Raw genomic sequence first — 12,189 nt, 5'->3', positions numbered from 1 at the left:
TCCAAGTCCCTTGGTGGCCAATGACGTTGAAAAGAAGGGTCGCTAGCGGACCTCGGCCACCAGGGCCCCGTACTTCGCCTTGATGTCCGCCTCGGCGGACTGCCACTGCGGGGTGTCGACCACGACGCCGGTGCCGTCGATGGCGAGCGTCAGCCCGTCGATCACCACGCCCCTGGCCCGCCACTCCTCGGTGTCCGCGCGGATCCGGTTCAGGACGGTCATGAGCTGCTCGCGGGAGCCCGCGGCGTCGGCGAACCGCACCTTCACCGTGGGCCAGTCGGCCGCCCTCGCGGTCACGGCGGCGTCCAGGCCGCTGCCGGGAACCCGCATCACGTAGAGCGTGCCCGTGTTCCTGTCGCGGCACGTGCCGAAGTAGTGGTCCGGGTAGTCGGTCATCGCCAGCGCCTCGATGGACTCACCCGCCCGGGTCACACGGGCCTCCGCCGGGTCCTCCGACGACAGCGACGACGGCGAGCCCGAGCCCGAGCCCGAGCCCGAGGCCGAGTCCGTGGGCAGGGACGACGGCGAGCCGGACGACGACGGGAGGCCGGAGAACGGCGTGCCTGTCGACGGGACGTCCGAGGACGAGTGTCCCGGCGGAAGGGTGGCAGGCGACAACAGGCCCAACCAAGGGGAGCCCGGCGGCGGCGTCCACGACGACGAGTAGCCCGACGAGGTGATCGCCGACGGCGTCTCCCAGGGCTGCCGGCTGGAGTGCTGGTGCCAGCCCGGTGTCCGCATCGAGGTGGGCCCGTTCACACAGTTCAGCATCACGGCGGTGTGCCCCGGCGCCGTCGCCCCCGCCGTCGGAGTCAGCACGCTGAGGCCCGTCCCGGCCGCCCCCGTACGGTCGCTCCCGGGGCCGCCGCCACCGAGCTGCGTCAGCGCTCCCGCTCCGAGGACCAGCACCGCGGCCGCCGTCACCCCCCGTACGGCGGCCTGCCGCCGGGCGCGCCGACGCCCGGCCCGGTGCAGTTCGGCCAGCGGCGGGGTGCCGGCGATCCCTGCCGCGTGTGTTCCGAGCCGGGTGACCAGCTCCTCCTCGAACCTGTCCTCAGCGCTCACGGCCTACCAGCTCCCTCACGTTTTCCATGTCCTGTCGAAGCGCCTTGATCCCGCGCGCCAGGTGCGTCTTCGCCGTGGGCACCGAGCACCCCAGCTCCTCCGCCACCTGAGCGACCGGCAGGTCCAGGTAGTAGCGCAGCACCACGGCGGCCCGCTGCCGCTTGGGCAGTCCGGCCAGTGCCGCCGCCAGCTGGTCGTCCCGTTCGCCCTCCGGGGCCGCCGGTCCGTCCGGCAGCGCGGAGGTGAGCACTTCGCGTCTGGTCCGCCGCCAGCGCGAGACGTGGGTGCGGACCATCGTCCTGCGGACGTACCCCTCGGTCGCGGCCGTGTCCCGGATCGTCGAACGCTTCGGGTACACCTGCGCGAGGGCGTCGTGCAGCAGGTCCCGGGCGTCGTGGACGTCACCCGTGATCAGGTACGCCCCCCGCAGCAGGGCCTGGTACCGGGCTACGACGAACTCGTCGAACGGGTCGGATCCGGAGCCCCCCGGGAGGATCGATTCGCGCTTCATGCCTTCAGGACGCCCCAGCCACGGAAAACGGATGACAACCAGCCAGTATTCACGTGCACGGGGGCGCCGCCCCGCGCCGGGGGAGGGGCACCGGATCCGACGGTCCGCGAGGCGCCGTTCCGTTTTGGTCGCACATCTTGTGCGATGTCATGATCCGGCTCACACTTCCGATTTGCGAACACGTGTGCACTTCTGCGCGCGGCACGCGATCGGGCGGCGTCGCCCCCACGAGCCTCGACGGCGCCGGACTCCTCCGATCCGCACGCGCCAACCGGGGCGGGTCGCCGCGCCCTCGGACCGCGGCCCGCCCCTCGTCGTCCGTACCTTCCCCCCACGCGAAGGAGCTTCGGATGAAGCACCCGCGCACCCCTGCCCGCTGGCGGCGGCCGTTCGCCGTCGCCGCCGCGGCCGCCCTCGTCCTGACCGGCGCGGCCTGGAACGCCGCCCCGGCCGCCGGCGCCGCCCCGTACGCCCTGACCGTCGACGGCGGCGGACCGCGCCTGCTGCAGGTGAGCGCCGACCCGTTCACCGACACCGGGACCGGAAGCCAGCACGCCACCGAGGTGGAGCCCGACACCTTCGCCTACGGCGGCACGATCGTCTCCTCGTCCCAGGTCGGCCGGTTCCCCGCCGGCGGTTCGGCCGCCCTCAGCTGGAACACCTCGCGGGACGGCGGCGCCACCTGGCGGCACGGCATCCTGCCCGGCATCACCACCCACCAGGGCGGCGGCAACTGGGCCCGGGCCTCCGACCCCTCGATCGCCTACGACGCCAGGCACGGCACCTGGATGATCGCCGGCCTGGTCATCGACGCGGCGATCAACCCCGTCGGGGTGACCGTCAGCCGCTCGGCCGACGGCCTGCGCTGGCAGGACCCGGTGCGGGCGGTCGGCTTCGACGGCCAGGGCTACGACAAGGAGTGGATCGTCTGCGACAACACCCCGTCCAGCCCGTACTTCGGCACCTGCTACATCGAGGTCGACATCCCCTCCTCCGACAACCTGGTGGTGATGTCCGCCTCCCGGGACGGCGGCGCCACCTGGTCCGCCCCGTCGGGCCCGTCCGGCGTCAACCTGGGCCTCGGCGGCCAGCCGCTGGTGCAGCCCGACGGCCGGGTCGTGGTCCCCTTCTCGACCGACACCACCTCGATCCGCTCCTTCAACTCCACCGACGGGGGCCGGTCCTGGGGCTCCACCGTCCTGGTCGCCGACGTCGTGGCGCACGGCGTCGCGGGCGGCCTGCGCGACGGCGAGGGCCTGCCCTCGGCCGAGATCGACGGCGCCGGCCGGGTCTACGTCGCCTGGCAGGACTGCCGGTTCCGGGCCGGCTGCCCGGGCAACGACATCGTCTACGCGACCTCGACCGACGGGACCACCTGGTCCGCCGTGACCCGGGTGCCGATCGACGCCACCACCAGCGGCGCCGACCACTTCCTCCCCGGCCTCGGCGTCGACCGCGCCACCTCCGGGCACAGCGCCAAGCTCGGGCTGTACTACTACTTCTACCCGAACGCCGACTGCATGGACGCCACCTGCGAGTTGGAGGTCGGCTTCATATCCTCCGCCAACGGCGGCGCCACCTGGAGCGCGCCGCGGACCGTCGCCGGCCCGATGCCGCTGTCCCGGATCGCCGCCACCGGAGGCGGCGCCATGGTCGGCGACTACCTCTCCACCTCCGTCCTCGACGGCAAGGCGGTGGCGATCTTCGCGGTCGGCAGGGCCCCGGCCGACGGCCAGGCCTACGACGAGGCCATGTACGCCGTCGAGGGCGGCCTGCCCGTCCGCGGCGGCAGCACCCCGTCCAGCACCGGTCCGGTCGCCTTCACCGCGCCCGTCCGGGAGCGGCAGCTGCCGCCGCCGGTCCGTCACTGACCCGCCACTGATCCCCGCTGACCCACCGCTGACCCACCCGGGCCTGTCCTCCCGCCCCACCGGGAGGACGGGCCCGGGTGGGTCCCGAACCGGGTCGGCGCGGCAGTACGGCGACACGGCAGCGTGGCGGAATCGGCGGAATCCGGCGCGCCGCCCCAGGAGAGCACCAACCAGCTCGCCACGGGCGACTTCCCGGCCGTCATCGGCGACTGCCACGCCGTCCGCGACCTCCAGACCCACACGAGCATCGCCCCGCTGCCGGCCGAGGGAGTTCCCGCAACTGCCGGAGCTGGTCGCCCGGCACTACGCCGGCATCGTCGTAGAGGACGGCCTCCTCCTCGACGTGGGCTGCTCGACCGGTACCCTGATCCGCACCCTGGCGGAGCGTCGCCAGGGCAGCAGGGCCGGGTCCGGCCAGGCCATGACGGCCCAGAAGTACACCTGCTTCGAGGGCTTCCTGGCCGTCAAATGACAAACAGAGGAAGGTTTCTGGTGAGGCTTCCCGCCACTGGACAACTGATCGACCAGGACGTCACGGACGGGCTCGCCGAACTCGCGGGCTCGCTCGGCTACACCCCACCCGTGGTGCTCAGCAGCGGCGTGGAGTTCCTCGTCTACCGGGCGAGCCCGCTGAGCGGCGCGGCGCACGAGGACGTGGTGCTGCGCGTGCCGCGCGCCCGTACGTTCCACACCGCGAACAACGTCGGCGTCGGCGCGGACGGCCTGCTGGAGCAGGAACTCCGGATCACCCAGTGGCTGGCCCCGGACGGCTTCCCGGTCGCCCGCGCCCTGGGCATCGAGTACACCCGGACCGGCACGCCGGTGCTGCTCTCGGCCTTCGTGGACTCCGACGCCCAGGCACCGGACTGGTCCGAGGTCGGGGCGCTGTTCGCGGCGCTGCACGCCAAGCCGGCCCCGGACCTGGCGCCCGTCGTCCAGTACGGCCGGCCCGTCCCCGACCTGCTGGCGCAGCGGCTGCCCGACCGGTTCGGCAGGCTGCTGGACCTCCGCCCGGGCCTGGGCGAGCTGCCCGAGCGCGCGGCGATCGCGGCCCGGCTCGCCGAGACGTCGGCCGAGCCGGCGCTGCTCCACCTGGACCTGCGCCGGCAGAACCTGCTGTGCAGCCAGGGGCGGGTGGCCGCGCTGATCGACTGGTCCAACGTGCTGATCGGCGACCCCGCGATGGAACTGGCGCGGATGTCCGAGTACGCGCTCATCCCGGAGAACGGCCTGGACGAGCGGGCGATCCGCCAGGGCTACGAGGCCGCCGGCGGGAAGCCCTCCGTCACCCCCGCGGCCGACCTCCTCTACCGGCTGGACGCGGCGGTGATGCTGGCCCTGGTCTTCACCTCGGTGGCGCCGGACCCGCGGCTCGGGCCGGTGCAGACGGCACGGGTGGTCGAACTGCTGCGGGAGCTCGCCGACGTGTGGTGACAGGTCCTGGGTGAGTCCCTCACCCCCTGGCCACCGGACGACGGAAGGGACCGAGGCCCTCTGCGGGGCTCCGGTCCCTTCCGTCGTCCCACTCTGGTGTTTCGGCGCCGCGCCGGTAACATGACTTCCCCTCATGTTTCCGTCAGGAGGCTGTCATGCCGGACCGCTTCGACCTGCCGGCGGGGTTCCGCTGGGGTGCCGCCACCGCCGCCTACCAGATCGAGGGGGCGGTGAACGAGGACGGCCGCGGGCCCTCCGTCTGGGACACCTTCGCCGTCCGCCCCGGCGCCGTCCGCGACGGCCACACCGGCGCGGTGGCCTGCGACCACTACCACCGGTACCCCGAGGACATCGCCCTGATGAAGGGCCTCGGACTGGACGGCTACCGCTTCTCCGTCGCCTGGTCCCGCGTCCAGCCCACCGGCGCGGGCGCCGTGAACGCCGCCGGCCTCGCCTTCTACGACCGCCTCGTCGACGCCCTCCTCGAAGCCGGCATCACCCCGCTGCCCACCCTCTTCCACTGGGACCTCCCGCAGGGCCTCGAAGACCACGGCGGCTGGCTGAACCGCGACACCGCGTACCGCTTCGCCGAGTACGCGGGGATCGTCGCCGACCGCCTCGGCGACCGCGTCCCCGCCTGGATCACCCTCAACGAGCCCTTCGTCCACACCGTCTTCGGCTACGCCCTGGGCACCCACGCCCCCGGCCGCACCCTGATGTTCGAGGCCCTCCCCGCCGCCCACCACCAGCTCCTCGCCCACGGCCTGGCCGCCACCGTCCTCCACGACCGCGGCCTGGAGGCGATGCTCTCCAACAACCTCACCCCCGTCGAGCCGGCCACCCCCTCACCCGCCGACCTCGCCGCCGCCGAGGCCTACGACGCCCTCCACAACCGCCTGTTCACCGACCCCGTCCTCCTCGGCCGCTACCCCGACCTCACCGCCCTCGGCGTCCCCGACGACATCTTCGGCGCCGTCCACCCCGGCGACCTCGACCTCATCCACACCCCCGGCCTCGACGGCCTCGGCCTCAACTTCTACAACCCCACCCGCGTCGCCGCCCCCACCGAACCCGGCCTCCCCTTCGACCTCGTCGACATCCCCGACGTCCCCCACACCGCCTTCGGCTGGCCCGTCGTCCCCGACGCCCTCCGCCAACTCCTCCTCAACCTCCGCGAGTCGTACGGCAAGGCCCTCCCACCCCTCACCATCACCGAGAACGGCTGCTCCGTCGAGGAGTCCACCACCCCCGACCAGCCCCGCATCGACTTCATGTCCGCCCACCTCGACGCCCTCGCCCAAGCCACCGCCGAAGGCATCGACATCCGCGGCTACTACACCTGGTCCCTCCTCGACAACTTCGAATGGGCCGAGGGCTACCACCAGCGCTTCGGCCTCGTCCACGTCGACTTCACCACCCAGCGGCGCACCCCGAAGGCCTCGTACACCTGGTACCGCGACCTGATCGCCGCCCACCGGGCGAAGTCGGCGGATCGGTAGCAGCGGCCGCGCCTGGTGGGCTCTACGTACCTGGGCGCTCGTGTCGCAGTGGCAAGTCGTCGAAGACCTGTCGGCTGAAGTGAGCTGCCCGCAGGGCGGTGTGGCGGCCCGCACCGGGATCCGGAGAGAGCGGCGGTGGGCGGTGCGCCCTGCATGGTCCCCTGGACCGGATCTCGCCGCGCCCTGCCCATTGACTCCGACCTTCGCCCCTCTTACCGTAGCGGTCACTACATGAGTCTGTAGTGACCGCTACATGAACGGGTGCGTCCGTGGCGACGCAGACCCGCTGGTCCGGCATGCCTGCTTGGTGCCGATGACGACCCGCCAACGGTTCATGCTGCGTCCCGTTGCCCACAGGAGGTGCGCGTAATGACCGACACCGAAACCGAGAATGCCCCAAGTCCGGGGCGCCGAAGGCTCCTCAAGGCCGCCCTGCCGCTCGCCGTCGCCACCGCGGCGCTCGATCCGACGCCGGCCCGCGCGGCATCGCCCGACCCGGCGCCGCGGTCGCCCGTGACGCGCGGCCGGGGCCGCATCGACGTGCACTGCCACCTGCTCCCGGACTTCTACCGGCAGTCCCTCGCCGCGCACGGCATCGTCGAGATCGGCGGAGTGCCGGTCCCGGTGTGGAGCCCGGCCCTCGCGGTCGACTTCATGAACCGCTACGGCATCGAGGCGCAGGTGGTCTCCGTCTCCGAGCCAGGGGTCACCTATCTGGATGCCGCCGCCGACCGGTTGGCCATGGCGCGACGCCTGAACACCTACATGAGCCGTGAGCTCGTCTGCGGATCCACCTACCGCCAGGGGCGCTTCGGCGGCTTCGCGGTCCTGCCGTTGGGTCGCAGGGTGACCGCGATGGACGTGGGCGACGCGGTGGTGGAAGCCCGGAGGGCGGTGCGTGAACTCGGTTTGGACGGCGTGGGCCTGTTCAGCAGTTACGGCGGGACCTACCTGGGCGATCCCGTCTTCGAGCCGTTGCTGCGCGAACTCGACGACCTGCGGGCCATGGTGTTCGTCCATCCGGTGACCCCCTCGGCCTATCCCGACCTGGGGCTGCCGCCCTTCCTCTACGAGTTCACGTTCGACACCACGCGAGCGCTGGTCAACATGCTCTACAAGGGGGTGTACGAGCGGCACGCGCGCATCCGCTGGCTGGCCGCCCACGCCGGCGGCACGCTGCCCTACATCTCCTACCGTGCGAGCCTGTTGACGCTGACCCCCGAGCTCGCCCAGCGGTTCGGCGCCTCCGGGTCGGCGGACAGCAGTGCGCAGTTCCGCGGCCTCTTCTACGACACGGCCCTCTCGCCGGCGCCCCAGGCGATGAAGTCGGTGCGGGAGCTGGCCGGCGCCGAGCACATCCTGTTCGCCACCGACTGGCCGTTCAGCAGTCCCTTGTTCCTGGGGGCCGGAGATCCCGCGCCCCAACTGGACGAGACGTTCGGTCCCGACGAGCGCCTGGCTGTCGAGCGGGGCAATGCGCTGGCCCAGTTCCCGGCGCTGGCCGCCCGGCTCGGGGCCCGTACGGGCTGACCCCCGAGCCGGACGCGCTCGGCCGATCCGGCAGGCGGAGCGCGCCGGCGAGCGCACTGTGGCACACTTGCTGTAGTGATCGCTCCAATTGGAGTGAACGCTGCAGTAGGATCGCCGTCGACGACAGTCGAACGCACCCGAACACGAGGAGGCACCCGCCATGGCCGGGCCGCAGACGACCCGCAAGAAGCGCGCGAACGGGGTGGAGTCGCGCCAGCGCATCCTGGACGCCGCCGTGGAGATCGCGGGCGAGCGCGGCTACGAGGGCACCTCGATCGCGGCCGTCAGCACCAAGTGCGGGCTGCCCGCCAGCTCGATCTACTGGCACTTCAAGGACAAGGACGACCTGATCGCCGCGGTCATCGAACGCAGCTTCGCGACCTGGCTGGCTGCCGTCGAGCTGCCGGGCGAGGAAGCGGGCACTCCGTTGGAGCGGGTCACCGCCATGGCGGTGAGCGTGGCGAAGTCGCTGATCGACGCTCCCGACTTCCTCCGGTTCGGGCTGATGCTCGCGCTGGAGCGGCGCCCCACGGAACCCCGGGGCCGGACGGTGTTCCTCCAGGTCCGTGAGATCGCGGGCGCGAAGATCGCCGAGATGGCCCGGGAGCTCGTCCCGGACCTCGACGAGGACTCTGTCCGCCTGCTCACGACCTATGCCGTCGCCGGTGCCGACGGACTGTTCGTCCAGCGCGAGATCAACGGGGACGGCGTCGACCTGGTCGCGATGTTCGAACTGCACGCCCGGCTCGTCTACGAGGCGGCTACACGCATGGCGGCGGAGAAGGAGGAGTGAGCCCGGCCGGTCGCGCGACTCCGCGGCCGGCTCCCCGCGCCGCCCGGCCGCCGACCCGGCCGGAACCGGGCAGGGCCGTGCCGCCGGCCCGGACCCGCCCGGTGCCACCCCGTACGCGTCCGGGGCCGTCGGCCGTTCCGACACCGAAGCGCGCGTCCCCGCCCGAGCGTCGCCTCCCGACCCTGCTGCTGTGAGGCGCCCGCCCGATCGCGGTGCGTCCGTTCCGTGCGGCCCGGTGCACCCGCGGCGCGTCCGCCCCTCGGGCCCTCTCAGCACAGCATCGACCGAGACAGGTTCCCCATGTCCACCATCCCTCAACACCAGACCGACGACCGGGCGGGGGAGAGCCTCGGCGCCGTCGCGGCCGGCCGGGCCGGCCACAACGGCGTACTCGCCGCCATGTGCCTGGCCCTGGTCCTCGTCGTGGCCTCCGTCTCCGCCCTCAACCTCGCACTGCCGGACCTGGCGCTCGACCTGTCGGCCACCAACGGTTCGCTGACCTGGATCGCCGACGCCTACACCGTCGCCCTGGCCGCGCTCGTGCTGCCCCTCGGCGCGATCGGCGACCGGCTCGGGCGCCGCAACGTCCTCGTCGCGGGCACCGTGGTCTTCGGTGCCGCCTCCCTGGCCGCTTCCTTCGCCGACTCCACCACCACGCTCATTGTCTGGCGGGTCGTCATGGGGATCGGCGCCGCGATGATCATGCCGGGCACGCTGTCCACCATCACGGCCGCCTTCCCGCCCGAGCAGCGGGCCAAGGGCGTGGCTACCTGGTCGGGATTCGCGGCGGCCGGCGCCATCCTCGGCATGCTCGCCGCGGGGACGTTGCTGGAGTGGTACTCCTGGCGGTCGATCTTCGTCACCGGCGCCGCGGTCGCCTTGGTCGCCGCGCTGGCGGGGATCCTCCTGGCGCCCGACACCAAGGACCCGCACCCCGAGCCGCCCGACGTGCCCGGGGCCGTCTGCACCGCGCTCGGGATCGGCACCCTGGTCTTCGCCATCATCGAGGGCAACGAGCAGGGCTGGACGCAGCCCCCGGCCGTCGCCGCACTCGTCGTCACGGTTCTGGCCTTCACCGCGTACGCCTGGCTCGGCCTGCGCAACGAGCACCCGCTCCTCGACCCCGCCCTGTTCGGCATCCGCGGCTTCCGGGCCGGCGCGATCACCGTCCTCGTACAGTTCATGGCCGTCTTCGGGTTCTTCTTCGTCGGCCTGCAATACCTGCAGCTCATCCTCGGCTACAGCCCGCTCAAGGCCGCCGTCGCCCTCGTCCCCGTCGCCGTGGTCGTCCTGCCCACTTCGCAGCTCACCCCCCGCCTGGTGCGACGGGTGGGGATGAAGGTCACCATGGCCGCCGGCCTGGCCCTGCTGAGCGCCGGCCTGTTCGTCATCTCCCGGATCGACGTCGACTCCGGCTACCTGCCCTTCCTCGGCGGGCTCGTCCTGGCGGGCTTCGGCATCGGCCTGTCCGGGGCCGTGGGCACCTCCGCCATCACCGGCTCGCTCGGCCGCGGCCGGCAGGGCGTCGCCTCCGCGATGAACGACACCACCCGCGAGGTCGGCTCAGCCGTCGGCATCGCCCTCATGGGCTCGATCTACGGCAGCCACTACCGATCCAGCCTCCCCGCTTCCCTCGACCAGCTGCCCGCCGAGGCGGCCTCGGCCGCGCGCGACTCCGCCGCCGCGGGCCTGCACGTCGCCGATCGGCTCGGCGTCGGGGGAGCGGCCCTGGCGGACGGCGTCAAGGCCGCCTTCATGGACGGACTGTCGGCCTCGCTCGTCGCGGTCGGTGCCATCGTCCTGGCCGCAGCCGTCGGCTGCCTGTTCCGCGCGCCGAGAACACCGCCGACGTCGGACTGAACCCGCCCCTCCCGCACCGCCGGTGACGGTCCGTCGAAAGATGTGACCGTCCGTTCGGCAGCTGACCCGATCAACAGTAGGACCGCAGACGCCGCCATGCCGTACATCCCCTACGACGAGTGGGCCGGCCTGACCGGCGGCGGGTACGCGTTGCGCGGGGTGATCGGCCGCGGCGGCGCGGGCGAGGTCCGGTCGGCCGACGACCTGCTCCCGCACCGTACGGTCGCCGTGAAGCCGATGCACCCGCGGCTCGCCCTCGACGACGTCGCCCGGAGCCGCTTCCAGCGCGAGGTCCGCGCCGCCCTTCCCCGCGCACCCCGACGGGCAGCGGACCCAGCCCCTCGGCACCGCGCACGAGCACCGGTCCCGGCCCGGTGCTCCCCCCGTCGCCGGTCCGTCACTGACGAACCAACACCGCCGCTGTCCGACACCGCGGTCGGACCAGGCCATTACCGCAGAGGAGAGAGAACATGCACGAACCGGTCAACGGCCGGGCGCCGCGCCTCAAGCGCCGCCGCAACAGGTGGATCGCGGTGGCCCTGACGCTGCTCGCCGCCGCCGGCGGCGGCGAGGTACTGGCCACGCAGTACACCCAGGAGCGCATCGCCGACTCGGCTCGTCGGAACCTCGGCCTCGCAGCCGCTCCCGAGGTGCGCGTGCACGGTTTCCCCGTGTCTCTGCAGTTGGCCCGGGGAGTGGTCACCGAGGCGGACATCGACGCCGCACGCGTGCCGGCCGACCTGGACGGCCGCGTCCTGACCGTCGAGGACGTTGCCGTCCACCTGCGAGGAGTGCACCGGGAACGGGACGGCGGGGAGCGGGCCGACGAGGCGGAGGTCACGGCGACCGTCGCGTACGACGAGCTCTCGGCCTTCTACGGGGTCGCCATCGGCCGGGGCGAGGGTGACGACCGGGTGGCAGCGACCGCCCGGTTGCCGCTGTTCGGGCAGGTCACCGCCTCCGCCCATGTCGGCGTCGCCGCTCCGGACGCCGTCGGACTCGACGACGTCCGGCTCCCCGAGAACGTTTCCCCGGCCGCACGAACGCTGCTGGCGAGGGCCTTGGAGCGCCGGACCCCGCTCGACGACCTGCCCGAGGGGCTCGCGCTCCGGTCCGTGGCCGTCACCGACCACGGCATCGTCGCCCGCATGTCCGGGCACGGTGTCGAGCTGCGGTCCCGCACCGCCTAGGGCCTGTGTGAGGTTGCGATCAGTCGGCGTCTCGCAGGAGGTCGTCGACCCAGATCATCGAGGCGCGGAGGTGGAGGCCGGCGAGGTAGCTTTCGGGCTTCTTGTCGCAGCGGGTGGCGATGCCTCGCCAGGCCTTCAGCCTGTTGATCAGGCGCTCGACGGTGTTGCGCTCCTTGTAGAGATCCGCGTCGTGGCCGACCGGCCGGCCACCCCTGCTGCCCCTCCTCTTCCTGCTGGCGGCCTGGTCTCTCTTCTCCGGGATGACCGCCTTGATCCGGCGTTTACGCAGGTAGGCGCGGTTGCCGCGGGACGAGTACGCCCTGTCCGCGGCGACCGCGCCGGGCCGGGTGCGGGGGCGACCGACGGGCCCACGGACGCGGACCTTCTCCAGCACGGGGACGAACTGCGGGCTGTCACCGGCCTGCCCCGCGGTCAG

General features: G+C 72.8%; 11 protein-coding genes. 8 read left to right on the top strand and 3 right to left on the bottom strand.

Annotated elements, in window-relative coordinates; genetic code table 11:
* Positions 1 to 42: 42 nt before the first annotated feature.
* Complete coding sequence (locus ACLWS4_RS16590) at positions 43 to 1,065, bottom strand: hypothetical protein (RefSeq protein WP_416874454.1); 1,023 nt, start codon at positions 1,063 to 1,065, stop codon at positions 43 to 45.
* A complete protein-coding gene (locus ACLWS4_RS16585) occupies positions 1,055 to 1,576 on the bottom strand; it encodes a SigE family RNA polymerase sigma factor (RefSeq protein ID WP_053112272.1) in 522 nt (173 codons plus the stop codon). The genes ACLWS4_RS16590 and ACLWS4_RS16585 overlap by 11 nt, the downstream gene beginning before the upstream one ends.
* A gap of 350 nt (positions 1,577 to 1,926) precedes the next feature.
* Here ACLWS4_RS16585 and ACLWS4_RS16580 point away from each other — a divergent pair, with 350 nt between their 5' ends.
* From ACLWS4_RS16580 to ACLWS4_RS16545, 8 genes are all read left to right on the top strand, one after another.
* Positions 1,927 to 3,447, top strand: a complete 1,521-nt coding sequence (locus ACLWS4_RS16580) for a sialidase family protein (protein ID WP_416874453.1) — start codon at positions 1,927 to 1,929, stop codon at positions 3,445 to 3,447.
* 343 nt (positions 3,448 to 3,790) lie between these two features.
* Positions 3,791 to 3,919: a hypothetical protein gene (locus ACLWS4_RS16575; RefSeq protein ID WP_255357452.1), complete on the top strand. Its 129-nt coding sequence runs from the start codon at positions 3,791 to 3,793 to the stop codon at positions 3,917 to 3,919.
* Between the two features lie 20 nt (positions 3,920 to 3,939).
* The gene (locus ACLWS4_RS16570; protein WP_387974496.1) at positions 3,940 to 4,881 is read left to right on the top strand and encodes a phosphotransferase family protein; all 942 of its coding nucleotides are present in this window, start codon (positions 3,940 to 3,942) and stop codon (positions 4,879 to 4,881) included.
* 155 nt (positions 4,882 to 5,036) lie between these two features.
* The gene (locus tag ACLWS4_RS16565) at positions 5,037 to 6,380 is read left to right on the top strand and encodes a GH1 family beta-glucosidase (protein ID WP_416874452.1); all 1,344 of its coding nucleotides are present in this window, start codon (positions 5,037 to 5,039) and stop codon (positions 6,378 to 6,380) included.
* A 369-nt stretch (positions 6,381 to 6,749) separates the two neighbouring features.
* A complete protein-coding gene (locus ACLWS4_RS16560; RefSeq protein ID WP_375875323.1) occupies positions 6,750 to 7,910 on the top strand; it encodes an amidohydrolase family protein in 1,161 nt (386 codons plus the stop codon).
* A 160-nt stretch (positions 7,911 to 8,070) separates the two neighbouring features.
* Positions 8,071 to 8,703 carry a TetR/AcrR family transcriptional regulator gene (locus tag ACLWS4_RS16555; RefSeq protein WP_049656129.1) on the top strand — a complete coding sequence of 211 codons (633 nt, stop codon included), beginning with the start codon at positions 8,071 to 8,073 and terminating at the stop codon, positions 8,701 to 8,703.
* A gap of 300 nt (positions 8,704 to 9,003) precedes the next feature.
* Positions 9,004 to 10,563 carry an MFS transporter gene (locus ACLWS4_RS16550; protein WP_416874451.1) on the top strand — a complete coding sequence of 520 codons (1,560 nt, stop codon included), beginning with the start codon at positions 9,004 to 9,006 and terminating at the stop codon, positions 10,561 to 10,563.
* A gap of 470 nt (positions 10,564 to 11,033) precedes the next feature.
* A complete protein-coding gene (locus tag ACLWS4_RS16545; RefSeq protein ID WP_388046196.1) occupies positions 11,034 to 11,753 on the top strand; it encodes a DUF2993 domain-containing protein in 720 nt (239 codons plus the stop codon).
* A 19-nt stretch (positions 11,754 to 11,772) separates the two neighbouring features.
* Here the strand turns inward: ACLWS4_RS16545 and ACLWS4_RS16540 are convergent.
* Positions 11,773 to 12,189, bottom strand: a 417-nt coding sequence (locus tag ACLWS4_RS16540; RefSeq protein WP_416874450.1) for a transposase, incomplete at its 5' end; no start/stop codon positions are given.

Origin of the sequence: Kitasatospora sp. SC0581, from assembly GCF_048159585.1 — a bacterium.
Classification (GTDB): Bacteria; Actinomycetota; Actinomycetes; order Streptomycetales; family Streptomycetaceae; genus Kitasatospora.
This window is presented reverse-complemented; position numbering and strand designations above follow the sequence as displayed.

Bases quoted from the DNA above. Each gene is read 5' to 3' on its own strand.
- ACLWS4_RS16550 (WP_416874451.1), top strand. From the start codon at position 9,004: ATGTCCACCATCCCTCAACACCAGACCGACGACCGGGCGGGGGAGAGC.
- ACLWS4_RS16565 (WP_416874452.1), top strand. From the start codon at position 5,037: ATGCCGGACCGCTTCGACCTGCCGGCGGGGTTCCGCTGGGGTGCCGCC.
- ACLWS4_RS16545 (WP_388046196.1), top strand. From the start codon at position 11,034: ATGCACGAACCGGTCAACGGCCGGGCGCCGCGCCTCAAGCGCCGCCGC.
- ACLWS4_RS16555 (WP_049656129.1), top strand. From the start codon at position 8,071: ATGGCCGGGCCGCAGACGACCCGCAAGAAGCGCGCGAACGGGGTGGAG.
- ACLWS4_RS16580 (WP_416874453.1), top strand. From the start codon at position 1,927: ATGAAGCACCCGCGCACCCCTGCCCGCTGGCGGCGGCCGTTCGCCGTC.
- ACLWS4_RS16585 (WP_053112272.1), bottom strand. From the start codon at position 1,576: ATGAAGCGCGAATCGATCCTCCCGGGGGGCTCCGGATCCGACCCGTTC.
- ACLWS4_RS16560 (WP_375875323.1), top strand. From the start codon at position 6,750: ATGACCGACACCGAAACCGAGAATGCCCCAAGTCCGGGGCGCCGAAGG.